Source organism: Paraburkholderia sp. J67 (genome assembly GCF_905220265.1).
Lineage (GTDB): Bacteria > Pseudomonadota > Gammaproteobacteria > Burkholderiales > Burkholderiaceae > Paraburkholderia.
Genome location: NZ_CAJMZK010000002.1, coordinates 332,168 through 359,043, shown reverse-complemented (window position 1 = coordinate 359,043; position 26,876 = coordinate 332,168). Strand labels below are relative to the sequence as shown.

Below are 26,876 nucleotides of genomic sequence, written 5' to 3'. Positions count from 1 at the left end.
CTTTCAGGCGTCGCACTCGGCCCACGTCCACGCGTCGCGCTCGGCGAGCAGCGCGGACAAGAGCCGCCAGTTCATTTCATGGCTCGGGCGAAACGCGCTCACCCGCGCGAGCAGCGGCGCACCGGCCAGCGCAAGATCGCCCACGAGGTCAAGCACGCGATGACGCACGAACTCATCAGGCATGCGCAGGCCACCGATCACACGATCGCCCACGATCGCCGCAGTGCATGACAAACGGGCTCCGCGCAGAATCGGCGTACGTTTCACATAGCCGACTGCAATGGCAGGGATTGCCCACTTCAGATGCCCGTAGGAGCGCGACGGCGCGATCTCGCGCGTGAATACCTCGGGCGTGAGTGCGCCGTACCAATGCATATCGCCAAAACCCTTGAGGTCATTGCGCACGCTCAGTTCGTAGCGTTCGCACGGCTCGATGGACAGTTCGCGGCGCAGGGCTCCCACACCATCGCAGACTGTCACGGGTTTGAGCACCTGGATAAAACGCTGTGCATGCCCGAGCGCCGTGCGCCCACAAGCGCGGATCGCCTCGATCCAGGGCGCGGCGCTGCCGTCGAGAATCGGCACTTCTTCCGCGTCCAGTTCCACGATGGCGTGGTCGATGCCGCACACGAGCAGCGAGGCCAGCAGATGCTCGACCGTGCGTACGCCCTCGCCCTTCTGCACGCCGTCGCGCGCACGCAGCATCGTGCATAGCGGCTGCGCCTCGCGCAACGCTGGGTCGGCGCGCAGCGTGGCGACTTCGCGGCCCGACTCAACGCGACGGAACACGATGCCGTGTGCCGACGAGGCATCGGTCACGGGCAGGATGCGCACATTCACGCGGCGGCCCGTGTGCAGGCCGTGGCCCGTGAGCGTCAGTTCGCGCGCGAGCGTACCTTGGGTAGCGCGCCAGCCTTCGGGCGCCCTCATTCGACCAGTTCCTCGGCGCGCTCGCCCGCGACAGCAGGCGTGGCGGCTACGGCTTCGGCACCGACGTCGATCGCGTGCTTGCGTGCAAGCGCTGCGGCCGCTTCAGCTTGCACCGCGTTCTGCGCATCGGCCTGCGCTTCGAGCGGGGAATCCGCCGACTCCGCATCGGCTTCTATCGACTCGACGATGCGCGCCGCGAGCGTGCGCACCGTTGCGCCTTCCGCAATCGCCATCACCGAGAGCTTGACCTCGAAAGCCTCTTCGACCGCGAGGCCCAACTCCATGCCCATCAGCGAGTCCATGCCCATGTCGAGCACCGAGCGCTCCAGTTCCACCTTTTCGGGCGCGAGGTGCAGGATGCGCGCGATCTGCGTGCGCAGCGTTTCTTCGACGAGCGCGAGCGCCTCGGCGTGCGGCAGCGCCGCGACGCGCGAGCGCACCGGCTGACCGCCATCGCTCGCGGGTTCGTTCGCATTGCGCGTGCGCAGCGCGGCGTAACGGCGCGCGCCCGCCGCCGGCATGCCGCGCGACAGCGCCTGCCAGTCGAGACGCACCACCGCCTCGCCTGCCGTGCCCGCGACCAGCACGCGTTCGAGCGCAACCAGCGCCTCGTCCGACGAGATCGATGCACCGCCGATTCGCGATTGCAGCGCCTCGCGGGTCTTTTCGTTGCGCGCGAGGAAGCCGACGTCGTCGAGCGGGCCCCACGCCATGAACGTGCCCGGCAGCCTGGCCGCACGGCGCGTTTCCACCAGCGCTTCGAGGAAGCTGTTCGCCGCCACGTAGCTCGACTGGCCCGGATTGCCGAGCGCCGTCGTCGCCGACGAATAGACGATGAAGAAGTCGAGCGCGCAGGCTTGCGTCGCGCGATGCAGGTTCCATGCGCCCGCAAGCTTCGGTGCGAGCACGGCTTCGAAACGCGCGTCGTCGAGATTGCGCACGAGGCCATCGTCGATATGCATTGCCGAATGCAGCACGCCCTTGAGCGGCGTGCCGCGCGCGGCGATCTGCGCGACCAGCGTCTGCACTGCGGCGGCGTTCGTCACGTCGCACGACACCACATGCGTCTGAACGCCGAACTCCTCGTTCCAGCGCGCGACTTCCGCGCGCGCCGCATCGTTGAGCGTGCCGCTGCGGCTCGCGAGCGTCACATGACGTGCGCCGCGCGCCACCATCCAGCGCGCCGTCGCGAAGCCCAGACCGCCCGTGCCGCCGATCACGAGATACGCGCCGCTCGCGTCGCAGCGCAGCGCACCCGCCTGCTTCGATCCATGCGCCGCACCGCGCGTAGGCGCAGGCGTGCCCGCCGGATAACCGACCAGCACCTTGCCGATCTGACGCGCCTGCTGCATGTAACGGAACGCCTCTTCCACGCGCGCCGCCGGGAACAGGCGGTACGGCAGCGGATGCAGCACGCCATCAGCGAAACGCTGCATGACGGCTTCGAACAGACGCGTCGTCAGCTCGGGCAGCACGCCCATGAGCTGATCGGCGTCGATGCCGAAATAGCTGATGTTGTTGCGGAACGGCCGCAAACCGATACGGCTGTTTTCGTAGAAATCGCGCTTGCCCAGTTCGAGGAAGCGGCCGAACGGACGCAGCGTGTCGATACTGCGCACCATCGCCTCGCCCGCGAGCGAGTTGAGCACGACGTCGACGCCCGCGCCGCCCGTCGCGTCGCGCACCTGGTCGGCGAACGCGAGACTGCGCGAATCGAACACGCGGTCCACGCCCAGCAGACGCACGAATTCGCGCTTCTCGCGGCTGCCTGCGGTGGCATAGACCTCCGCGCCCAGCAGGCGCGCGAGCTGGATCGCGGCGATACCCACGCCGCCCGCGCCGCCGTGCACCAGCACGCGCTCACCCTCGCGCACGCGCGCCAGTTCGACGAGCGCATACCAGGCCGTAAAGAAGGTGGTCGGGACCGTCGCGGCTTCCTCGAACGTCATCGAGGCCGGCTTGTGCGTGACTGCGCCTGCGCGCGTGACGACACGCGTGGCGAACGAGGCCGGCGCGAAACCGAGTACAGCGTCGCCGGACTTGAAGTTGCTCACATTCGAGCCAACGCGCGTCACGCGGCCCGAAAGCTCCATGCCGACGGTCGCGCCCGCGAAGCCGGTTTCGACGGCCTCGTCGGAGAGCAGACCCATCGCGTACATGACGTCGCGGAAATTCAGGCCGGTTGCGACCGGCTCGATTTCAACTTCGTCGGCGTCGAGCGCACGCGAGGTTTGCGCGAACCATTCGAGGTTGCGCAGCGAACCCGGGGTATCAAAGGCGAGCACCGAGCCTTGTGCGCTTTCACCGTTGGTCGCGCTGCGGCGTTGCGCTTGCGCAGCGTCGAGCATGCGCGGCACGAAGCGGCCATGCGCGCTCAGCAGCACTTCTTCTTCGACATCGGCTGCCAGCAGTTCCTGTGCAAGCAACTCGAACGCGTTCTCACAGGATGCCGACACGTCGATCAGGCGGCAGCCCAGTTCGGGATGCTCGTTCGCCAGCACGCGGCCGAGGCCCCAGAGCGTGGCCTGCTCGGCGCGGCGCGGTGCCTGCGCGATAGGGTCTGCGTCAGCGAACGGTGCGCCATCCTGCGTGACGATGCTCAATTGCACCGGCAACGCCGATGCGCCCAACTCGCGCACGAGACCCGCGAGTGCAATCGAGGTCGCGCGCTGCGCTTGCATGAGCGCGGCGCCATCGGCATCGGCGGGCAAGGCGGCGTCGGGCGCGACGAACACGAGATGCAGCGGCGCGCCATCGTGGGCTGCGCTCACTGCATGCAGCGCCGTCGCGACTTCGGACTGCGCGATGAGTTCGACGTCGCCGCCGTGTGCGCGCAGCGCTTCTGCAAGGCCCGTAGCGCGAGCGTCTTCATCAGCATGAACGAGCAGCCACGGCGCCTGTGCCGGTTCAACGGCAACCGGCGCGGCTTCGAGTACGCCCGTCGTCACGCGCATCGGTGCGCGCGCAACAATCAGCGCAGGCGTGCCCTCGATCTCGTAGCCCTGCTCCGCGAACGAGACGACATCGACAAAACCTGCTGCTTCCAGCAGACGCACGAGTTCGGCGGCGCTATGCGATGCCACCGCTTCGGCGCGTACCGGCCCGAACACGATATCGGCGAAACGGCCCCGGCGCGGCTCGGCCAGCGCGATGAACGCGCCCGGCGCGAGCCAGCCGCGCAGCGCGGTCAGCGCCGCGAGCGGATCGCGCTGCCCTGCCAGCAGGCAGTTGGCGATGATCATGTCGTACGGTGCATCGTCGTCGCTCTGGAGTGCGAGACGTTCGTTACGTTCGCCCGCGACCAGCGTGACGAGACGCGCGTTGTGGCCGCCTTCGGCCGCGAGCGCCGCCTGTTGCGGCGCCGTGCAGGCGATCGCGTAATCGCAACGCCCGGCCGGCAGCGCGACTTCGAGCGGACGCGGCACGTCCACATCGGCGCGGCCGATTTCCAGCACGCGCAGACGGCGCGACGACGACCATCCCGCCACCGCACGCGAGGCGAACGCGCCGATCAGCGCACGCACGTGCGACCACGTCGGCGAGGCCTCGAAGAAGTGCTCGACGAGGCTCTTGCTGGTCGGCGACATCAGTTTTTCTGGCACCATCTCGCCTGAGAGCAGCGCCGGCAGTGCCGCGCCGCAATGGGCGAGCAGCGTCAGTTCGGCGACGTGTGCAGGCGATTGTTCGAGCAGGCTGTGCCAGAGTTCATCGACGGGCGGCAGCGCCTCGCAGGCTTCGGGCTCGCGCACGAGCAGATCACCGTCGCGGCGCGCGAGAGCGTCCTCGACCAGCATCGCGGACAGACGCGCGGACAGCTCCGGCAGCGGGCCAAACGCGAGACCCGGCGTGCGGAACGCGCCGATCTTTTCGAACGCACGCAAGGCGTAGCCGCTTGCGAGCACGTCGATGAGCGGCAGCACTTCGGTCAGGTGCATCGCGCGGCGCTTTTGCGCGTCCTGCCCGCCGTGGTTGGCGAGCACGCGCTGCGCCTCTTCGAGCAGCGCTTCGGGAGCCGGCAGCGCCGAGGCGTCGAAAGCGCCCGCGGGCGGACGCGCCTCGAGGTGATACGTATAGCGCGACGGTGCAGCGTGGCGACGCGCCTGGAGATCGACGCGGCGGAAGCGGCATTGCGCGAGACGCGCGACCACGCGCGCGGCACCGTCGAGGAAATGGAACGACACCACCACCGAATGCGGGCTGCGGCGCTCGACCACCGCCAGCACCTGGCGGATCGTGTCGCCGCGCAGATAGTCGATGCGGCCGAACTGCACCGGCAGCCAGGCGGCGCGATCGCCCTTGTTGGCGCCCGTCAATGCGAAAAGCGGATGGAAGCCCGCATCGAGCAGCGCCGGATGCAGGTTGTAACGCGCGAGATCAGCATCGTCGGCAAGTTGCGGCGCGGCCAGTTCGGCCAGCACGGCCTCGCCCGAAGCGCGCACGCATTGCACGCGGCGGAACACCGGACCGTAGGTCAGGCCGATCGACTCGGTTGCGGCGTAGAGCGTGGGCGCATCGACCGCCAGTTGCGCCGAGAGCGCCTGGAGCAGATGCGGATCGACCGTGCTGCCGGCGTCGAGCGTGTTGCCGCTCGCGAGCAGGCGGCCCACCACGTTGACCGACCAGGCGTCGTCGCTCATGCGCTCGCGCGTCTCGATCGTGAACGCCGCCGTGCGCACGTCGATGACGAGACGGAACAGCTTCGCGTGATTCGCCTGGAACACCACGGGCTGACGAATCTCGACGTTTTCGAGTGCGCAGGTCTCGGTCGCAAAGAACACGCGTGCGGCCGCCAGCGCCATTTCAACGAAACCGGCTGCTGGGTACGTCACGCCGCCGTCGACGACGTGATCGGCCAGATACGGCAGACGCGCCGGATCGATCTGGTTTTCCCACCCGAAAGCGTGCTCGTGCAGGCGATAACCCAGCAGCGGATGCTCGCGGTGGCGATTCGCGAGGCCGTAGCCTTCGATCGTCGGCACGAGCCAGTAGTGTTCGTGTTGCCACGGATAGTGCGGCAGCGTCGCCTGCGCCGCGCCCGGCTTGAAAGGCACGAGACGCTTGCGGTCCACGCGCGCGCCATGCGCCACGGCGGCGAGCACCGCGCGATGGAGCGTGGCGGCGCTATCGTGCTGACGCTTGAGCGTGGGCAGCGGCGCGCCGGTTTCCTTAAGCGCCGCGAGCGTCTGCTTCACGTAGGTGCGCAGGATCGAGTGCGGACCGACCTCGACGAACAGGCGCACGCCCTCGCCCACCAGATGTGCGATGGCATCGCCAAAACGCACCGGCTCGCGGATATTGCGCCACCAGTACTGGGCGTCGAGCGCCGTACCGTCGAGCGGCGCGCCCGTCACGGTCGAAACGTAGCGATGCGTTGCGGTGCGCGGCGCGATATCGGCCAGCCCCTCGCGCACCGGCGCTTCGATGCCGTTCATGTGGCGGCTATGGAACGCGTAGTCCAGATCGAGCAATTGGAAGAAGCGGCCCGTTGCCTTGAGAGCCGTGCCGATCACATCGAGGCCTGCGAGCGAGCCGGCCAGCGTGACCGACTGCGCGCTGTTGATACCGGCGACTTCGATATCGCCGATGAGGCCTTGCTGGAGGATCATTTCGCGCGCTTCGGCCTCGCCGATGCCCGCGGCAGCCATGCGGCCCGTGCCGCGCGTAAGCGCCTGGGCGCGGCTGCGGATCTTGACGACCTGCACGGCGTCGGCGAGCGTCAGTGCGCCAGAAGCCCAGGCTGCGGCGACTTCGCCGACGCTGTGGCCCACGCACGCGTCGTAGGCCACACCGTGCGCTTCGATCGCGCGCACGATGCCGACCTGGATCGCGAACAGCAGCGGCTGCGCGTGTTCGGTGGCCGCGAGCGTCTCGGTATCGGCACCTGCTGCGAGCATCGCGTAGAGTGATGCGCTGCCGTCGGCGCACCAGAGCGCGTCGACTTCTTCTACCGCCGCGCGGAACACGGCGTCTTCTGCAAGTAGTTGCTTGCCCATGCCCGCCCACTGCGAGCCATTGCCCGAGAAGACCAGCGCGATGGGCGCGTCGTCCGCGACTATTTGCGCGTGGACGAGCGCGGCGGGCGCGATCTCGCCTTGCTCGGCGGCATCGTCGGGATACGCCAACGCGGTGAGCGCCGCATGCGCTTCGTCGAACGTTGCGGGCGCAATGATTGCGCGATGCTCCAGCCATTGACGACGATGAGCGGCAGCGGCAGCGAGCGTGTCCCAAGCCTGGCCTGCATCGAGGCGCGCCAGATAGCGCGCGGCAAGCGCCGCCAGCGAGCGCTCCGAACGCGCGGTGAGGACGAGCGGTGCGAATCCTTGCGTTTGTGCTGAGTGAGTGACTTCGACGGGCTGCGCTGGCGCCTCGGTCAGCACGACGTGCGCGTTGGTGCCGCCAAAGCCAAACGAGTTGACGCCGACCACCAGATCACGGCCATGCGCGCCAATCGGCGTCATGCGCTCGACCACGCGCAGATGACCGCCGACGAAATCGATATTGGGGTTCGGCTTTTCGAAGTGGAGCGAACGCGGCACCGCGCGGTGCTTCAGACACAACACAGCCTTGAGCAGCCCCGCCATGCCCGACCCCGTTTCAAGGTGGCCGATATTGGTCTTGACCGAACCGATCAGGAGCGGCTTGTCAACGTCGCGGCCCGCGCCGACGACATCGGCGAGTGCACGCGTTTCGATCGGATCGCCCACCGCCGTGCCTGTGCCGTGCGCTTCCAGATAGTCGACGGTACACGGGTCGATCTGCGCGCGCGCATAGACTTCGCGCAGCAGCGCCGCCTGCGTAGGCGTGCCCGGCACGCTGATGCCGCCTTGCGTGAAGCCGTCCGAATTGACGCCGCTGCCCGCGATGACCGCGTGGATCGTGTCGCCGTCCGCGAGCGCGCGCTCGAGCGTTTTCAGCACCACGACCGCGCCGCCTTCGGCGCGCACATAGCCGTCGCCGGTGGCGTCGAACGCGCGGCAACGCCCGCGCGGCGACAGCATCGACGCTTTCGAAAAACCGACGAAACCGTACGGGTGCATCAGCAGATTGACGCCGCCCGCGAGTGCCATGCTAGCGTCGCCGGTCTGCAGTGCCTTCACGGCCTGATGCAGCGCGACGAGCGACGACGAGCACGCCGTGTCGATCGACATGCTCGGCCCGCGCAGATCGTAGACCCACGAAATGCGGTTCGATGCGATGGAAAGCGTGTTGCCCGTGGCCGAATACGGATCGACCGTGTTCAGGTCGTCCATGTTGCGGTTGCCGTAGTCCGTGCTGGCCACGCCGACATAAACTGCGCAATCGCTGCCGCGTAGCGCCTCGGGACGCACGCCCGCGTCCTCGAAGGCTTCCCACGTGAGTTCGAGCAGCAGACGCTGCTGCGGGTCCATCTGCGTCGCCTCGCGCGGCGAAATGCCGAAGAAGGCGGCGTCGAAACCTGCGACATCGTCGAGCACGCCTGCCGCGAACGTGTAGCTCTTACCGGGCTCGCGCTTCGAGGGATGCTGATAAAACTCCGTGCCGAAGCGATCGGCGGGAATTTGCGTGACGGCGTCCTTCTCGTTTTCGAGCAGACTCCAGAATTCGTCCGGCCCGGTGACTCCACCCGGGAAACGGCACGACATACCCACAATTGCGATCTTGCTGTTCTTCATAGCTGCTCTGTTCTCTCGGACTCGCCTGTCGCGACCTCTCGCCGGTCCGCCGTCTCCATCGCATGGAGCAGCGCGGCGCCGAGATCCTCGATGGCTCTGTCTTGCTTCCTGGCTGGCCGATCTCCAAAATTCCGCCAGATGAAGTAATGACTGCGGCTCGGTACAGTGCCGAGCCGTTCGAATATGTGTGGCAATGCTGGTACGTGATCACCGTAGAAGCACAGTACGGTGTCGCGGCGGCGTGTGCGCAGATGCGCGAGTAAGCGGCCGATCATGGCGTCCGCGTTGGCGATGTGGCGTAAGTATGCGGTCAGATCCTTATATGCGGGATCTTCCCCAAGTCTGTGATAACGGCTGGATTCGCCCGTCTCTACAGTTTCAAGATGCAGCGGGCCGTGGTTTTCCATCGTCATCGCGAAGATGAAAGCGGGGTTCGATCGCGATGCATCCAGTTCTTTGACGATACGGTCGAAGACGCTTGCGTCTGAGATGTACGGGCCCGCGCGATGTGCGTTGGCGAAGGCGCGAATGTCGAGGAAACGATCGAAGCCGAGCAGCGGGAAGACGCGGTCGCGGCCAAAGAAGTCGGCGTAATACGGGTGGATGGCGACTGTTTCGTAGCCAGCGCGGTGAAACCAGCTTGCCAGTGAGGTGCAGGCGCGGCGGATAAAGGCGTACGGATAAAAGCGCGCGTAGCCGAGGGCCGTCGAGGGGATGCCGGAAAGCAGCGCGAATTCCGAGCGCATGGTGTTGGCGCCCCACGCGGGGACTTCGAGTTGGCCGTGGTCGGTCGATTCGCGCAGTGCGGTGTCGTAACGCGTATAGAGCGAGGCGTCTATTGCGGCGTTCGACTGGCGGGCGTCGAAGAAGGATTCGCTCTGAATGATGATGACGTCGGGACGGCTTGTGGGCGCGAGCGCATCAAAGAATGGGCTCGCCGCGAGTGCGCGCTGGAGACGGCCGACCGTGGCGGGCTTTAGACCGTTGAGTAGATAAGCAACGAAAACCGCGAAAAAGCCGTTACGGCGTTGATCGTCAAGCGGTTCGAGCGTGAGCGGTAATCGTGCGGCGATTACGTAGCCGAGCGCGAGACATAGCGCCGCCACAGCCGCAGCGTCCGCAGCGATGGGGGCAAGCACGACGGAGTCGAAATAGAAACCAGCAACCACCGCCGCGCCGCCCGAGAGAATCGCGGCGACCGCTGGCGCGCCCAAAAACGGCAGATAAAGACGCGGGTGCGCAAACAGCTGACTGAACAGGCTCAGATCGGTAAAAACAAACGGCTCGCGCAACGACGTGTATTTCGCATTGCTCACGATATTCATGAGCGCGACCAGCGCCAGAGCCATGAAAACCGAAAAATGCGGGCGACGCGTAAGCACCAGGAACAGGCCAGCAAGAAACAGCACGCTAACGAAGTGCAGCGCACAGGCGAGCAACGGGCGGCGCAACGCCGCCCGCGGGGGCGCGATCGCGTCCGCAGCGAACGACAGCACGACAGCTGCCGTAAAAGTGATCACGATCGACGGCGCCACGCTAACGCTCCTCACGTGGCAGATAGGACAGACGGCCCAGGATCGTGTCGGCGAACACGGCTGGCAAAAGCGGCAACAGGCGCATGCCGAACGCGAGCAGGCCTGGGAAGGCGATTTCGACACGGCCCTTTTGCAGTTTATTCTGGATATGGTTCGCGGCCTTTTCGGCACTCCACATGAAGGGTTTATCGCCGGGGAAGACGTCGCTCATCGCCGTTTTTACGAAACCTGGGAGAACGATGGAAACGCGGATATTATCGCGTGCGAGAACCGGGCGCACGGAATCACCCCAGGCTTGTAATGCGGCTTTGCTTGCACAGTAGGCTGGGGAGATCGCCATGCCGCGTAGCGCCGCGATCGAGCTGATTAGCACAATGTGACCTTGGTGGCGGGTACGCATGCGTTCGATTACCGGGAGTGCTGCGTTGAGCGCACCGGTGAAGTTGGTGTCGACGATATCCGCCGTGCGCTCGCGCCCTTCCCAGTCGTTTGGGTGCGCGAGCGTGCTGGCCACACCGGCGTTGGCGATCAGGAGATCGATGGGGTGTTTGGCGTCGAAATCGTTGACCCAGGCCTGGATTGCGGTGGCGTCTCGGACGTCAAGTGCTTTTGTCATGACCGTGGCGCCTTTCGCCCGACAGGCTTCGGCGCAATCTGCCAGACGATCAGCATTGCGGCCAACGAGGCCCAGCGCTACGCCAGGGCGCGCGTAAGCAAGCGCAAGCGCTCGACCGAGGCCGGCGCTTGCTCCGGTAATGGCACAGTGGCGAGGAAATGAGCTAGACATTAGCGGCCTCGCTAAGCACCGCAGCCCGCGAAACACGTCGCGTACCGACTACGCGATTGCGGTATTCGCAGCCGATCAATTTAAAGGAACGGTTGAGGATCGCAATACGTGGCGAACAAGCGTGCTCACTATCTCGGCACAATTGTCTCGATCTTTGTACACAAAGGGATGCGTAATTTCGATGCCCATCCATCGGGAGCCTTTGATTCTTTTGCACGCAGTCGGCATACAGAATCGTCAGCTGGCAATGCTCCCTTCTTCGAGCGTATCCGGACGAAAACGCTGTGAAGGCAATTCCGACTGCAAACGGAATGACCTTGCATCGCAGAACAAGCGAAGAACGACTCATTTTTTGACATGCGGCGAATGCGTCACGCGCTTCAATTGCCACACATTGCAGGCCCCAACCAACGTCCTTGGAAAACTGGAATCTGTCGTTTGTACTTGTGCTGCTCACGCAGCACCGCTCCAAGGATACAGTATTACTGAGACATTCAATACAGATGCAATGAAATTATCGTAATAAATGTCGGCTGGCCGATACACTACGAACGCGCATCAGCCATAACCATCAAGCAAATGTCCAATCGGCATCCCTCCTGACGCCCAGTCCCAGCAAGCGCGAATCGGCGGCCAAACCACATGCAGCGGGCGAAAGCAAACGGTCAACCTGCAAATCAACAACGAGACTGCCTTGCGCGTTTTGTACGCGTAGGACGGCACACGCGTCTTCGATTCGGGCCGCAAATTCGCGCGCACCCTGCCAGCATCGCACCGAAACCGTTTGCCGCTCTGCGCTCAAATAGCGTATGGGAATTCTGATTTCGGAGGCATCCGCTGGCACCTTTGACATATCGATAAATACACGAGCATGCAATGAAAGACTCCAAGCTCCCCATGCCTCAGCTGGATACCATCCCATGCCCAGTCGACACAAGCCACCGACACCATGAACAGGCCCCGCCGTCGTCTCTCGAGCGGAAAGCAACGATACTTGCTTGTGCAGAAAATCTGCAATCTGCGTATCCGTCGGATTATCAATGAGCCAGCGTACGCAGCGATTAACCGCATCGGCGACGTTACCGGCGGCAATGAGCGCCTCGAGAATCACTAGCCGCGTCTTGCCGGTTGAGTTGCTCAAGAGGCCATTAGCGTAACGGCTCACGAATTCGATTTCGCCGCATGCCAACAAACCGTTAAGAATTTCGGAGCAGGTTTCGGGCGCCAGATCGTGCACGCCGGCGAGTAATTTCTTGCACAACGCGGGCCGCGTGAAAGCCGTCGCACGCGCCAGATAACTTAGCCGCTGCGGCCAGCGGTGCTTGACGTCGCGCTCGAGGCGTTTTATCCCGAGAAGATCGCCCTTTGTCGCGAGGGAGATTAGCGTCTGAAATGCCTGCGAATTGGCGAAAGGCCTGATCGAAGAATGCCCCGTTCCGAAGACCTTGACTTCATGCGCTTGCGGCACCACGCTCTTGATGTGCCGCGCATTAAGTCCATCGTATTGATCGACAGGATCGAAAAACAGAAAAACGTGGGCATCTGAAGCAATATCCCGAGCGACGATGTCATGTCCCGCGTGCCAGTCGCCCACGTAGTACCCAGAGAATCGCCGATCTGCGCCGGCCATACTCGTCGGACAAATGGAGAATTGTGGCGAGAACGCTAGCGCAACTTGGGCCTTGAAAAGCTCGCAGTATTTGAGCGCGGCGAAGCCTCCCTGTGAATGCCCGTATGTAACGACCGTACGATTCTTGCGAAAATCCGGGGCCACCAGTGCGTACGCGCGCTCGATGCTCGCTCGTGGAAACCAGTTCGGTCGCTTAGAAACAAAACCGACGTATGAGTAGCCCAATTTCTCGAGCATACCCCCCCCCCAAGCACCCGAACCCGCTTGCATGCCCATTTCGCTGAACGTAACAACGAGTGGCGAACGGTCATCGCCAATCGAAATATAGGCTTCGACAGCGCTGTCTTCAAAGAAAAGTTCTGCCATGAAATTCAACCAATGATTTGATCTCGAGAGAAAGGCGCATTTCGCGCGCCTCTCTGCAACTGCCCGGCATCCGCGCTCTGCTCCATCAGGGAGCGCAATTGCGCGGCACTCTCACGCCACGACAGGCATCGGATACCCTCGCTACGCGGCGCCGAACCGTCATGAATCGCTTGCAGCCATTCGATGAGATCCACAGCCAATGCTTGCGGCGCGCTGTCAGCGAAATAGGCGATATGCTCCCCGCCGATCTCCCTGAATACGGGCAAGTCGTGTGCGAGGATCGGCAAGTGCTTCCTTGCGCCCTCGACAAGCGGCAGGCCGAAGCCTTCACCTTCAGACGCCATCAAAAGACCGTCCGCCTGCGCGTACTGGTGCAGCAACGTCTCATCGTCGGGTTTGTCGAGCCAGACAAGACGTCGGCCTGCTTCGCGGTGCGTTCTGATACGCGCGACCAGCGAATCAACCGACCAGCCCACACCGCCTACGATGACGAGTCGCGTGGCAAGACCATCGCGCCATAGGCGCTCGAATGCGTCGAGCACAAAAGCGTAACCCTTACGTGGCTCTATCGTTCCGACCATTAGAATGGTTTTATCGTGCCAATTCGCTGCATCAGGATGCTTGATCGCCAAAGGACGTCCGGACGAAGCACCGGCGTCAAGATCCGAGCCCAAGTGGAACCAACCCGAACGGCCACGGAATGGAGCTGCGCAGTGGCAATGCAGCCATTCATGCAGCTCCTGTTCGACGGCGGAGGAAATGCAGAACAAGGCATCCGCATGGACTACCAGAGTGCGCAGCCAACGTCGGTAGGCGCGCACACCACGCGACGTGAACCATGCATCGTGCAATACAGGCAGAAGATCATAGACGATGAACCATAAATTCACGCCCTTTCGACGCCAATTGAGCAATTCGTACTGACGCGAGGGCAACACGTTGCTGGCGAAATCCAGACCGAGAAAACTGTCGCCTACTTTGACTGCGACAGCCTGTCCTGCGAGCGTTTTATCGTCCAGTCCAAATGAACCGCAATAGCGGTAAGTCCGCTTGCGCGCTGCCTCCACCGGGCGCACGACGAAGCCCGTCGGCGGATGCGTATGGAGTTCACTCAAAAGCGCGCGCACAACGCGCTGAATACCGCTCTTGCCATCGTGGCTCGCAATGATAGAGACATCCACGAGAAGTTGTCGCGGAGTATTCGTTTCATCGCGATCGCGCAGTGAACGCGTACGGTGCGCGCGGTCACGCAGGAACGGAAGCAGAATGATCGGAAGGTGTATGACCCCGAGAGCGATAAGTTTCGCCCTCATGAGAGCAAATCTGCCGCCTCTGGACACTCTGCCATCGCTCCGCTCCGTCGGGCGACCATCGGCATTGCTATCTGCACTCAATCGTAGAGACGTACAGTGGTTGTTACCGGATAGACTGTCGAGAAGATGAGATTCATAAACTTCTGCAATTCAGCGACCGGTCCGTTAGATACGTACACGACATCTCCGTTTTTGATCGGGAACGATTGCGCCACGAAAAAATTTGCCGGGTCTTTCAGATTGACGCGGTAGACAACGGGCACACGACCATCGGGCGTCGTCACTACGGGTTGCTGCGACCAATGAAGTGCCCCTGCCGGTTCAAAGCGGAAGATGAAAACTCCCTTCGGATCGGAACGTGCATCGTTAAGGCCGCCGCTGCGCGCAAGAGCCTGAGCCAACGAAATACCTTGGGTTTCGAAATTTACTTCGCTATTCTTGCCGGTCGCCCCCAGCACCGTGAAACTGTAAGGCTGATAAAGCGCCGTCACTACGTCGCCCGTACGGAGCACCACGTTCTGGCTCGGGTCTTGGACGACGGCCTGCATTGGCAAGGTCTCGACCCGGCTACCCCGCGTCACCTGAATTGTCGTTTTTTCAATTGGGTGCTTCACGCCACCGGCATTGGCGAGCGCATCGAGTAGCCGCTCCCCGGCTGCGCTAAGCTCCATGCGCGAACTTTGCGTGACATCGCCAACAACGGTGACATACGAGTTGGCGTTTCGCACCGTGCGCACGATCACTTGTGGATGATTGGCCTTGCCGTTGAGCTGGGTGGCAATTGCGCTCGATAGTTGCGCGGGCGTGCGACCCGCAGCGCGCACACGACCTGCGAACGGCACCACGATCGTACCGTCTAGATCGATTACTTGCGCCGGCAGCACCGTTGCGTGTGTACCCCCGGAGCCGTCTCCAGCAAGATTCGTGTCGACAAAAAGGGTCGCTGGCGGGGCCTCCCATATCGACACTTCGATTGAATCACCTGGCCCGTACATCTGCTCCCTTACCGCGTTGTCTCCTAGCGTGCTAGCAAAATCCTGCTTCTTCGCCTCCGCTACCAACCGACGAGCCACTCCGTCGGTGACGTCGACAACCTGAATGCCATGTAGATTCTGGCTCTCAGGGGCTGCCTGAACCTCTCGTGCAGTTGGTCCCGATGCGGGAACAATTCCACAGCCGCCGATCATCAGCGCAACAGCCGCGAGCGAAAAGAATCCTGTAATTTTCCGGTGATTCATATCAGTCTCAGCTCGCTTATACGTTCCCCGACGAGCTTTATGAAAAAAAACCACGTTGCGGCGAAGGAGCAACGTGCAAACTCTGCTGCATAGCAACCCGGGATTTTGTCATATCGACGCTCATATGACACGTAAATATATTTATAGCACCATCCTGAAGCCGTGTTTTTACGGAAGTGACGATGCTTGCTGGTTTTTACATCCTGATCCGCAAATCGTGCAAGGCACCGTCCGAAGTGGCTCCGCGATGGGACAGGCATCCACCACACAGCAGTGAAACGATGTGGCCCCATTGGGTAACACTGTGGCGCAAACGAAACATCAGCGAAGGAGAAGTGGCATCGCATTTCCCGCAAAGATGCACATTTCACGTCGATGCTTCCGCAACCACTTTCTATTGCCACCGACTATTGCCTACAATCTTGCGTCACCTCCCAACCAACAGTTCACGCGCATTCCGATGCTCAAAAAATTGCTATTCACAGTCACTGCGTTGACTGCGTTTCACGCATTCGCGCAAAACGCGCTGGCCACTTCGGCTGCAATACCCGCAAGCAGTGCCGAAAATGCGGATCAAATCCAACTCCATCCAGTAGTGGCCGGTATTCCCAAGAGCAGAGTTGCAATCCAATCAAACGATCAGGTCGACGTGCTCGATTTCGGTGCCGATCCACACGGAGCCCGAGACAGCTCCGCCGCGTTCGCCAATGCGATGGCCGCGCTCGGTCCAAGAGGGGGAATTGTTAATTTTCGCGGCTGGTTCCTCATTGACCGCACACTGAACATTCCGGATAACGTCGTGCTGCGCGGTGCTGGCATCTCCGCGGGGCAGCACCATGACGGTAAATATCGCCCCGAAACCGTTCCTTCGGCACTCGTTCTCAACCCAGCGCACACAATTGTCCTCAATAGTCGTGACGGCGTAATGGACACCCTCGTGATAAACGCTATGCTCGCACCTAACGGTGAGTATCCACTCCCCTTTGCCAACGCCGGTATCGCGGGAAAGGCCATCGCGGCGTTTTCCGGCACTGCGTTCACACCGACAGCGCAAAACTTCGACCAACGCCTCGAAAACCTCCTGGTTCTGGGATTCGATTATCTCTATGATGGCCGCCGTGAAACAGAATCCAACCGGCCGCTTTTCCGCCGCGTCTACGGCGACAATAAGAACGGCATTTTCGTCACCAACGTCGGCGACGTCGGACGCGGCGAAGATCTGCATATGTGGCCGTTTACAACGGCAAACCAGCCCTTCAGCGAAAGCTCGCTCTATTTGCGGCCAGGTACGGCGTTCTCGACGGGCCGCGGTTCTACTTGGATGACGTGGAAAGACGCTTTTGAGTACGGCTATCAAATCGGTCACAGCGTCGACGGTTCGCAGGATGTTCGCCAGATCGCGTGTGGAGCGGATTCACCGCCAGACCTACGTCAAGCCAATATCGGCTTCATCTGGCAAGGCTCACTCGCAAACGCAGCATGCATCGCCTGCACCGCGACGGCGCAGGGAAATACGGGTTTCCTGCTCGACACCATCGCGCAGAACCGCGTCAACGACGTCAGGCTTATCGGCCCGATTGCGCACGGCAACAATTCGGCGAACGGCTACGTCGATGTCCGTAGCGGAACATGGTCCATCTCCAGCGGCTTTTTCGACGATAACGGGCGAATCGGCCAGATCCATGTCGGCCCGGGCGCCGGCGCAGGCACCATCTCCGATACGACATTCGGCAACCTGACAAACGCCAAGCCGCTTTTCGGCGATGCCACGGCAATCAATCGCGTTCAGACTCTCAACGTGATTCTCACCGGCGTAGTGTCTCCGACTACGCCACAAAATACTCTCTCGAACCTAACTGTCAACGGAACGACCTATCTCGGTGGCACGCCGGGAAAGCCCGGCCTCAGTGTGCCTGCGATCGACGACGCGGCGAATGCGCTCGAAGTGATTGCGTCGGCGGCGAATCAGCCGCCGACGATCGCCGCAACCGGCGCCGACGCCAGCATCCCAATCAATCTCGCGCCCAAAGGCTCCGCAGCCGTGCTTGTAAACGGCGTGCCACTGCGCGCCACGCTCGCTGCAAGTAGCGGGCTCATCGGCGGCGCGCAACTCGGCGCTGGAGCATGCACGACTGAATCGGTTACAGTGCGTGGCGCAACCGCAGCGATGGTCGTGGCAGTATCGCCGACGACCTATCCCGGCGATGGCTTTTACTGGCAAGGCTATGTCGCTGCGCCCAGCACCGTCGCTATCAAGCTCTGTGCCGTGAGAGCCGGAACACCAAGGCTATCGGCCTATAACATACGCATTATCCAATAGCCAATTGCGCAGGAAACGCCGCATTCGCGAGCGGCGCGGGTGACTTATCACGCATCAGCCATCCAGCCCCGAATTGGAATCCGCGGCGTCCCGCGTCAGCCTCGCAACTGCTCCGCGGACGGCCATAGCGATACCACTGCGGGTATAGAAGTCACCGTTGATCTGAGTCTCCTGGGTCACGTAGCTCAGAAACGCGTTGTAAAGCTCCATATCCGGCGCTGTGGCATTTAGCCAGAAATCGTCAAGCGAACCGCACCAGGTTAAACCTTCCATCTTGTATATGGCATCGCCCAGCGCGATCAGCGGCCGCTTATGATGGATCGCCGATAAACCTACCGTGCTGTTGACCACCACGACACCTCGCGCCCGATCGAGCAGGGTTGGTAAGTGCCCAGCATCGATGAAGCGGATTCGCCTTCCGATATTTAGCGCCTCCGCAAGTCTCTGGGCGTATTGCCGATATTCAATTAGCCCCGTATCGAGGGGATGATTTTTGATGACCAATAGCGCATTGTCCGGTGCAGAGCACGCGAAAGAGCAAATGACTTCGCGAATCGCATTGCGAATGCCATCGAATCGCGAATGCACGATTATCTGAGCGTCGGAATTAAGCTGAAGCGGAAACAGATACCAGGGCACTTCGCCCTCAAGAAGTTCTCGCGTAACGGCCTCGGCTTCACGCGTATATATTTTTTGCCGAAATGCCCTTGATGCAAGACCCGCATATTCCAGCAAGCCGTTGCGTGGGCGATGGCTTCGATAGGAGCGAAAGATTGGTTTCAGCAACGCGTTGGCCGCACGATACGCGATATCGTGGAAAACCCTCTCATGGAGATTGTAACCGGTGGGTTGCCCCTCCTGAGCCGGCGGGATCGCATGGCGATGCGCACGATACCAACGAGCATCCTTCGGTAATCGAGATCGCCCATTGACACCATGTCTCTCAAGCGTGATCCAATTGGGTCGAACATAACCTTCCTCGAAAACGTGGACGCGCAGACCATTCGTTTGCGCGACACCATGAATCGCAAGATGGACTTCGCGGCAATCGCCGAACATAACAATATCGGAAATGGATTCGCGACGCACCAGTTCCGAATACCACTTGGCCAGGTCCGTCAGTTCACCACAATAACTCAGCTTGCGCCCCCCTCGAGCGTAGGCCCAATCGCCACCGCAAAAGTTGACGCGAAGTACGTTGTGCCCACCGGCCATCAATGCCCGTGTTAGCCGACTAAAAAACAAGGAAGCAGTGCCCTGCAAAAGGAGAAACGAGCGTGACATTGATGACTCTGGTGGCTCCAACAAGCGCAGGCGCCCCTCCAAGAAGCTGAATTCTTATAGAAAAACGTACAACGCCCCAACCTCGCGTTCGCGAAGCGTGAATATAACACTATTGCCAGCAATACACACATGCTCCCGCTACCGCCAATCAACTCTTACCCGAATACCCCCACCTGAAAAAAGTCGAGATGCATCAACACCAAACGTTTGCCCCTCGCGAAACAAAAATCCAAACGTATACATCACACAAAACGCCATCAATCACCATATCGACGCTCCTCAGACCGCCTCGGCACGCACCAAACGGCCTTCCAAACAAAATTTAGTTTCACTGTCAATCAGAAAAATCACAAAACAACAGTGGTATGGCCCAATCCTTCCATAGCTCGTGCAGAGGTTTTTGTATCGACACGACAGAGTCATAATTCATGACCCCGCGAGGAAACATACGAGTATAATGCGACCACCCTCGCACTCGTTACGTGAAGCTACATTTCTCATTCCATCATGCTGCCTCTGTAGCAAGCACTATTCAGAACAGGAAGCATCGAGGCAAGACTCTGCTGGACCGAGGGCAGTTGGTGAATTTCTGGCAAAATGAGAGGCTGAATTTGAATTGACACGAATTCGGCGCATCTAGCGAACCGCTGCATGAGCACGGTATTTCGGTTTCGATTATACGGCTGCGGCCACTATGACCGGCTACAATGTTTGAACTAGCATCAGCACAACGAATAGCCGCAACTCTTCGGGGAAATGCACGCAAGAAGATCGGCGACGTCCAGCGCTTCGGATCTTTAAATAAGCTCTTCGTAGCGACAGTACTCGTACCCACCGTGATTTCGACAACCTATTACGGCTTTGTCGCGTCCGACGTTTACGTTTCTCAGGCCAGTTTCGTTATACGCAAACCCAGCAAGGATTCCGATGCCAGCATTCCGCTGAGCAGCTTGCTGCAAAGCGCGGGTTTGAGCACCTCACAGGACGACGCATATGTCGTCAATGCCTATATCACCTCGCGCGACGCACTGGAATCCCTGAATCGCAACAATAATTTCCGCAGCGCCTATTCAGGGCAGCGCGGCGATCTGTTCAGCCGTTTCAATCCTTCAGGTTTCTTCGCCAGCAATGAGCGGCTGCTGGATTACTATCAAGACCACGTGAGTGTCTATTACGACACGACCTCGTCCATCAGTACTCTCGAAGTGCACGCCTTTACTGCGCGAGACGCGGAGCGCTTTAATGAACGGCTTCTTGAGTTGAGCGAAGAGCTCGTTAATCGCATGAATGAGCGGGCTCGCGGCGATCTAATCAAATATGCGCAGAGCGAAGTTGCGCGCGCCGAGGCACGAGTGAGAAACGCCGCAGCAGCCATGTCGTCGTTCCGCAATCGCCAAGCAGTCTTCGACCCAGACAAACAATCCGCACTGCAATTGCAGCAGGTCGCGCAAATGAAGGGCGATCTCGTCACAGCGAAGGCGAAGCTCGCGCAGGTACAGCAGGTTTCGCCACTCAATCCGCAAGTGCAATCGTTGAAAACATCGATCGCGACTATCCAGGCTGAAATCGATAGCGCGTCACGTGAAATCGCGGGCGGCACCGGTTCACTTGCGAACAAGGACTCGGCATTCCAACAGGTCGCGCTCGAACGCGAATTCGCCAACGAGCAGTTAACGACCGCACTCGCGTCGCTTGAAAGCGCACGCAATCAGGCGCAACGGCAGCAACTCTATCTCGAACGCGTCTCACAGCCCAATCTCGCGGATGAAGCCATCCTGCCCCATCGCGGCCGTAACATCCTTATCACGCTCTTACTCGGGCTCGTGAGCTGGGGCACGCTCAGCCTGCTCATCTCCAGCGTCCGCGAGCATCGCGACTAGACATCGTCATGATTGCTCCCTCTTATTCGCTCCACCGATCGTTACGTATTCAGTTGCGCGTGCTTCACGCGCTGCTGATGCGGGAGATCATTACGCGCTATGGCCGGCACAATCTCGGTTTCGCATGGCTATTCGGCGAGCCGATGCTGTTCACGCTCGGCGTGACTATTCTGTGGTCGCTCTTCCACGATATTGGCGGCGCTCATCATATGAACGCGGTCGCCTATACAGTGACCGGCTACACGACCGTACTCGCCTGGCGCAATACGATCGGCCGTTGCACGCTTGCCATCCAGCCGAATTCAGCGCTGCTATTTCACCGCAACGTTCGTGTAATCGATTTATTTCTGTCACGCATCCTTCTGGAAACGAGCGGCGCCACGCTTTCGATGATCGCGCTAATGCTTGTCTTCATGATTGTCGGGCTGATTCCTGCGCCGAACAATACGCTCATCATGATCGGCGGCTGGGCGCTCCTGCTCTGGTACTCGGCTGCGGCCGCGCTGCTGGTGGGGGCGCTCACGGAGTACAGCGAACTTGTTGAACGGCTCTGGCACCCAATTTCCTATTTCCAGTTGCCAGTATCAGGCGCCCTCGTGATGGCCAGTTGGCTGCCGCCGGGCGTAAGAAAACTCGTCCTACTGTTCCCAGCCGCAAATTGCGTCGAGATTTTTCGTCTCGGCTATTTCGGCCAATCAATAACAACCTATTTCAGCGTCACTTATACTGCCATCGTGTGCGTGGTACTCACATGGCTTGGGCTGTGGGTCGTGCGAGACGTATCGAGCAAGGTTGAGCCTCAATGATCGAGCTCAGCGACGTTTCGAAGCACTACCGAACACGTGACGGCACGCGCACAATTCTGGACCGTGTCAACCTATCCGTCCACGCTGGCGAGCGCATCGGCATTCTCGGCAAGAACGGTTCTGGAAAATCTACGCTCATCCGTCTCATTAGCGGATCCGAGTTCGCGAATGAAGGTAGCGTCACTCGAAGCATGTCGGTTTCATGGCCGCTCGCTTTCTCAGGTGGAATGCAAGGAAGCCTGACGGGGCTCGACAATCTGCGTTTCGTGTGTCGGGTATATGGCATCTCGCACGAAGGCATCATTCCGTTTGTCGAGGAATTTTCTGAATTGGGTGCCTATTTGCGCGAACCCGTAAAGAACTATTCCAACGGTATGCGCGCACGCCTCTCCTTCGCCATTTCAATGGCGATCGAGTTCGATTGTTTTTTGATCGATGAAGTAATCGCGGTCGGCGATGCCCGGTTTCACTCAAAATGCAGTTTCGAGCTTTTTGAGAAGCGTCGCGACCGGGCAATGATTCTGGTATCGCATGATGCACGGGTCGTACGTGAGCGCTGTCATCGCGCCTGCGTACTGCAGAATGGGCGGCTGCTCAACTTTGGAAGCATCAACGAAGCATTTCACTACTACGACAAGTATTGCTGAGAATACGTAAGTTACAGGAAACAACAATGGCCACACACGGGGAAAGGCTGATGCGCGCGTCGATTGCCTCGCTGATCGCGCTTCCGGGTAAAGAGTTTGTCAACCGGTGCTACGTCACGCTGCTAGGGCGTGAGATCGACACCGAGGGTTTGCTGCACTACAACGCCTTGATTGAAAAAGGCCGCGACAAGCGATCAATTCTGCGCGATATTCTGGCCTCGAGCGAATTTCGCACGCGGCACGGTAATCCGCGTTTCGCTGTCATCTACCGCCAACTCTTCGCTCTGTCAAAACTGCCGTTGCTCGGGCCGTTCGCGTCTGCGATCCGCGTCCGACAATTCGAACTCGCAGCTAGCGGCGAAAGCGCATTCTCGACATTGCATGCGGAATTGCTGGCCTCGCGCGAAATGACGAAGCAGACGTTGACTGCAATGGCTAAGCTGGAGAAAGAACTAGCCGCCCACCGCACAAGCGGCAAACTCGCCGCACCCATGTCCGCCGATGTGATCACCGCCGGGATCCGCGACGAATTGCGGGCGACGCACTCGCAGACGTCGAGCGTACGCGATGCCATCGCGAAGCTGGAAAAGGAGTTCGCTACGATTCGGACTTTGGGCCAGGGCGCGACGCATGCCATCCCTGCGCCCACTCCTTCGGGGCTGCCCATGCCGCGCGACAACCGCGTGGCGGCCGAAAGACTGCTCGCACTCATCGAGCAACAAATTCAGCGACATTAACCGGATTCCGTCGTGAACATTCAACACTATTCGCTGCGACGCGTCGCCGCCGCATTGCTCAAGCTGCTCGAACGAAATTCGAAGTCGCCGTTTTTCACGACATCGTGGTCGCCGATCGCGCGCGATCTGCTGTGCAAGATCTGGTGCGGTGAATTCACTGACAGCGATTTCAACGCCGCTGAAGCCATCAGCTCGGCCGAACTCATCGAAATCGCATATATCTGGCTGCTTAACCGCCATACCGATGCACGCACGTTCCAGCGTTTTATCGTGAATCCCGCGTCGAACGTCCAGAAAATCGAAGAAATTCGACGTGCCATTTCCGGCTCGCAGGAAGTCAAAGTTAACGGCCGCTCCACGCCCAAACTGTCATTCGGCGCACCCGCCACACACCCGACAATCTTTGTCGACGTGTCTAACACAGTGCGTACGGGGGCACGTACGGGTATTCAGCGAGTGGTCAGAGAGCTCGCATGTCGATTCGACGCGGAGAGCGTCAAACTGGTTACGTATGACAAGGGCCATCGGCATTTCGTCCCTGTTGACCTTGTCGATGACGAATTCCAGAACCCGGGGTCTCAACCCGTCGCATTTCGCAAGGGCGATGTTTATTTTGACATTGACGCCTCGTGGGGTCTTAGCATCTCGAAGTGGGATCTGTATCGCACGATGAAGACGAACGGCGTGCGCATCGTCAATATGCATTACGATGCGGTGCCGGTCCTCTACCCCGAGAGTTCCCACGAAGATACCGTGATCCGATATCTGGAGCACTTTTTCGCAGCAGTCAGCTTTTCTGATCTTTTCGTCTGTATCTCCGACGCTGTGCGTGACGATGCGATGAAGATCGTGCGGGAGATCGGTTCGCGCTGCCCGCCCATGGTCACCATTCCCCTCGGTGGAGATCTTCCAGTTCCAACGACAGTCGAACCAACGCTCGACGTAGAAACCCTAGACTACCTTTCGTCGGCGCCCTATGTCCTGTGCGTCGGAACAGTCGAACCGCGCAAGAACTACGCATTCTTTGTCGACAATCTCGAACGCATTCGTGAACTCGGCGTCAACATCGTCATCGTCGGTAAGAAGGGATGGGAACGCAATGACTTCGTTGACAGGTTGACAACGATTTCCGAGGCGGGCGACGGCATCAAATGGCTTAGCGGCATCGACGATGGAACCCTACAGTATTTGTACGAGCATTGCTTTGCCTACGCGACCTCGTCGTGGTACGAGGGATTCGGCTTGCCCGTGCTCGAAGCGCTCGCAAAAGGCTGTGCGGTGCTGTCGAGCGACCGCGGTGCACTGGTCGAAGCCGGTCAGGGCCTTAGCGTGCTTTTCAATCCGGACGATTTCGACTCCTTCGCGATCGCGCTCGAGCACCTGCTCCGCGACCGGTCGTGGTATGACGAAGTGCGAAGCCGCGCCACCTCCGTGAATCTCCCCGCCTGGGACGACGCCGCTCGCGTGCTGGACACGCACCTCTCACGCTTCCGCCAGGAGGCAACGCGCGTATCCACGGAAGGGCTGCAACTCGTCTACATCTCGACGAATCTGCACAATGTCGAGAAGTCGCTCGATAGCTTCCTCACCCACTCGTCGATCAAAGATGTCGTGCTGATGACGCGGGAAGCGCAGCGCGACGAATTCATCTCCGCCCTTTCGGATCGCAAACTTCGATACACGGTGTTGTGTGACGAGGAAGTTTTGGAGGACGCCCAGGTCGGCGTGGTCGATCACGTCGAACGTAACTTTCTCCTGCGTGAGTGTTTGTTCGCACGCCCCGAAGTCGACGAGGCATTCATTGCACTTGACGACGACTGCATCTTGCTGCGCCCGCTTCCGGACACCCACTTCATCAAGAATGGCAAATACGTGGGCAAGTATTTCTACAGCGATATGACGAGCTGGAAATCGAGCCCTTTCGGCGAGTCCAGTTATGATCGCGGCCAGTGGCATACGGGCACGGTACTGCGCGAGCATGGCTATCCGCGTCTTGCATATTCGAGTCACCAAGCGCAGTTGGTTCATAAAGCAGCGTTTGCTGAAGCAGCGCAGGAATTCCGCTACGTGCAACCACGATGTTTCGATGAATGGGGCTTCTATTTCAATATCGTTGCGCATCGCTATTCGAACATGCAGGACAGCGCACGCTGCACGACGCTGTTTTGGCCGATGAGCTATTCGTCTTGGGTGCCCGAGTGGTTTGACGATCAGATCTATTTCGAGAACTACTACGACATCAATTACCAGTCGGGCGGCGTCGCGCATGAAGCTGGCGTCGGCTTCGATGCCAGCTTCAAGCTCAAGCAGCTGGTTTGCGAAGAGGCTTACGGCAAGTACGGCGCGCAACGTATGGCAGCCGAGATGGTCAAAGCGAAAGTAGCGCTGCCTACGAGCGATAACAGCTTCGGAATCGTCGAATCCGCAGCCATTGGCGTTCCCGGGCTATGGTGCCGGCTCACTTCGTCAATGTCCTTCGCGCTTCACGACGTCGTATACGAGGTGGCCGATCGCGCCGGCCAGATCGTGATTGACGGTACCCGCAACGGCCAGTTGCTAAGCGCACGCTCGGGTCTGATGGTGCGCGTGCCGCTACGCAGCGGCTCGTATATCGTGACAATCCGGCAACGATCGGGGCTCGCGAATGCACCGGTCCATCATATGCCGCTCGTAGCCGTAGCGATCTAATTCAGGTGTGGGAATCATCGAGAAACAATGAAAAAAGCAATTATTACCGGCATCACCGGGCAGGATGGGGCTTATCTCGCGGCACTGCTGCTAGGCAAAGGCTATCAAGTGTTTGGCACCTATCGACGCACCAGTTCGACCAACTTCTGGCGTATCGAGGAACTCGGGATTGCGAATGACCCGAATCTTAATCTCGTCGAATACGATCTGACCGACCTCAGCGCGAGCATCCGACTGATTTCCAAAACGGAAGCCACGGAAATCTATAATCTGGCGGCACAGAGCTTCGTCGGCGTCTCGTTTGATCAGCCAGTCACGACGGCGGAAATCACGGGTATCGGCGTTACTAACCTGCTCGAGGCGATTCGAATCGTCAATCCAAAAATCCGCTTTTATCAGGCCAGCACGTCCGAGATGTTCGGTAAAGTGCAGGCAATTCCGCAATCGGAAGCGACACCCTTTTATCCCCGTAGCCCCTATGGCGTCGCCAAGCTCTACGGTCACTGGATCACTGTGAACTACCGCGAGAGTTACGACATCTTCGGCAGCAGCGGGATTCTGTTCAATCACGAATCACCGCTGCGCGGTCGCGAATTCGTCACGCGAAAGATCACCGACAGCATCGCAAAGATCAAGCTTGGCAAGCTCGACGTGCTTGAGCTCGGCAATCTTGACGCCAAGCGCGATTGGGGGTTTGCAAAAGATTATGTCGAAGGCATGTACCTCATGCTCCAGGCGGAAAGGCCCGACACCTATGTGCTCGCAACGAATCGAACCGAAACCGTGCGTGACTTCGTCACGATGAGCGCCGTGTCGGCAGGCTTGCAGATTGCGTGGGAAGGCGCTGGAGAGCGCGAGCAGGCCTTCGACGTCGCAACGGGCAAAGCCCTGGTTCGCATCAATCCAGCGTTCTATCGCCCGGCGGAAGTCGACCTGCTCATCGGTGATCCGGCCAAGGCGGCGCGTGAACTCGGCTGGAAGCCGCAGACCACGCTCGAACAACTGTGCGACATGATGGTTCAGGCGGATCTGCGCCGTAACATGGCTGGCGCGTCGTTCTGAC

At 60.3% G+C, this 26,876-nt stretch carries 15 protein-coding genes; 7 read left to right on the top strand and 8 right to left on the bottom strand.

Annotated elements, in window-relative coordinates; all coding sequences use genetic code 11:
* Nucleotides 1-3: 3 nt before the first annotated feature.
* The 7 genes from U5782_RS05490 to U5782_RS05460 all read right to left on the bottom strand — a co-directional run bounded on the left by U5782_RS05490 (nucleotide 4) and on the right by U5782_RS05460 (nucleotide 15,451).
* Complete coding sequence (locus U5782_RS05490) at nucleotides 4-930, bottom strand: UDP-3-O-acyl N-acetylglycosamine deacetylase (protein WP_322042811.1); 927 nt, start codon at nucleotides 928-930, stop codon at nucleotides 4-6.
* On the bottom strand, nucleotides 927-8,582 hold the full coding sequence (locus U5782_RS05485; RefSeq protein ID WP_322042810.1) for an SDR family NAD(P)-dependent oxidoreductase: 7,656 nt from the start codon (nucleotides 8,580-8,582) through the stop codon (nucleotides 927-929). Before U5782_RS05485 ends, U5782_RS05490 begins: the two co-directional genes overlap by 4 nt.
* Nucleotides 8,579-10,117, bottom strand: a complete 1,539-nt coding sequence (locus U5782_RS05480; protein ID WP_322042809.1) for an LTA synthase family protein — start codon at nucleotides 10,115-10,117, stop codon at nucleotides 8,579-8,581. Before U5782_RS05480 ends, U5782_RS05485 begins: the two co-directional genes overlap by 4 nt.
* 1 nt (nucleotide 10,118) lies before the next feature.
* Nucleotides 10,119-10,904, bottom strand: a complete 786-nt coding sequence (locus U5782_RS05475) for an SDR family NAD(P)-dependent oxidoreductase (protein ID WP_322042808.1) — start codon at nucleotides 10,902-10,904, stop codon at nucleotides 10,119-10,121.
* Between the two features lie 571 nt (nucleotides 10,905-11,475).
* Nucleotides 11,476-12,900: a hypothetical protein gene (locus tag U5782_RS05470; protein WP_322042807.1), complete on the bottom strand. Its 1,425-nt coding sequence runs from the start codon at nucleotides 12,898-12,900 to the stop codon at nucleotides 11,476-11,478.
* Nucleotides 12,901-12,905: 5 nt separating this feature from the next.
* A complete protein-coding gene (locus U5782_RS05465; protein WP_322042806.1) occupies nucleotides 12,906-14,213 on the bottom strand; it encodes a glycosyltransferase family 1 protein in 1,308 nt (435 codons plus the stop codon).
* Between the two features lie 77 nt (nucleotides 14,214-14,290).
* Entirely contained in the window at nucleotides 14,291-15,451 is a 1,161-nt protein-coding gene (locus tag U5782_RS05460; protein ID WP_322042805.1) for a polysaccharide biosynthesis/export family protein, read from the bottom strand.
* Between the two features lie 304 nt (nucleotides 15,452-15,755).
* On the opposite strand from U5782_RS05460, the gene U5782_RS05455 reads away from it, so the two are divergent.
* Nucleotides 15,756-17,771 carry a glycosyl hydrolase family 28-related protein gene (locus U5782_RS05455; RefSeq protein ID WP_322042804.1) on the top strand — a complete coding sequence of 672 codons (2,016 nt, stop codon included), beginning with the start codon at nucleotides 15,756-15,758 and terminating at the stop codon, nucleotides 17,769-17,771.
* Nucleotides 17,772-17,825: 54 nt separating this feature from the next.
* Here the strand turns inward: U5782_RS05455 and U5782_RS05450 are convergent, their stop codons facing one another.
* Nucleotides 17,826-19,055, bottom strand: coding sequence for a capsular biosynthesis protein (locus U5782_RS05450; RefSeq protein WP_322042803.1), 1,230 nt, complete (start codon nucleotides 19,053-19,055; stop codon nucleotides 17,826-17,828).
* A 707-nt stretch (nucleotides 19,056-19,762) separates the two neighbouring features.
* On the opposite strand from U5782_RS05450, the gene U5782_RS05445 reads away from it, so the two are divergent.
* Genes U5782_RS05445 through gmd form a run of 6 tightly spaced genes read left to right on the top strand, consistent with a single transcriptional unit; the run spans nucleotide 19,763 to nucleotide 26,875 of the window.
* Nucleotides 19,763-20,935 carry a hypothetical protein gene (locus tag U5782_RS05445; protein WP_322042802.1) on the top strand — a complete coding sequence of 391 codons (1,173 nt, stop codon included), beginning with the start codon at nucleotides 19,763-19,765 and terminating at the stop codon, nucleotides 20,933-20,935.
* A gap of 8 nt (nucleotides 20,936-20,943) precedes the next feature.
* Nucleotides 20,944-21,741 carry an ABC transporter permease gene (locus U5782_RS05440; RefSeq protein ID WP_322042801.1) on the top strand — a complete coding sequence of 266 codons (798 nt, stop codon included), beginning with the start codon at nucleotides 20,944-20,946 and terminating at the stop codon, nucleotides 21,739-21,741.
* Nucleotides 21,738-22,388 carry an ABC transporter ATP-binding protein gene (locus tag U5782_RS05435; RefSeq protein ID WP_322042800.1) on the top strand — a complete coding sequence of 217 codons (651 nt, stop codon included), beginning with the start codon at nucleotides 21,738-21,740 and terminating at the stop codon, nucleotides 22,386-22,388. The genes U5782_RS05440 and U5782_RS05435 overlap by 4 nt, the downstream gene beginning before the upstream one ends.
* Nucleotides 22,389-22,438: 50 nt before the next feature.
* Nucleotides 22,439-23,125 carry a DUF4214 domain-containing protein gene (locus U5782_RS05430; protein ID WP_322042799.1) on the top strand — a complete coding sequence of 229 codons (687 nt, stop codon included), beginning with the start codon at nucleotides 22,439-22,441 and terminating at the stop codon, nucleotides 23,123-23,125.
* Between the two features lie 12 nt (nucleotides 23,126-23,137).
* On the top strand, nucleotides 23,138-25,813 hold the full coding sequence (locus U5782_RS05425) for a glycosyltransferase family 1 protein (protein WP_322042798.1): 2,676 nt from the start codon (nucleotides 23,138-23,140) through the stop codon (nucleotides 25,811-25,813).
* Nucleotides 25,814-25,840: 27 nt separating this feature from the next.
* Nucleotides 25,841-26,875: a GDP-mannose 4,6-dehydratase gene (gmd, locus tag U5782_RS05420; RefSeq protein WP_322042797.1), complete on the top strand. Its 1,035-nt coding sequence runs from the start codon at nucleotides 25,841-25,843 to the stop codon at nucleotides 26,873-26,875.
* Nucleotide 26,876 lies beyond the last annotated feature (1 nt).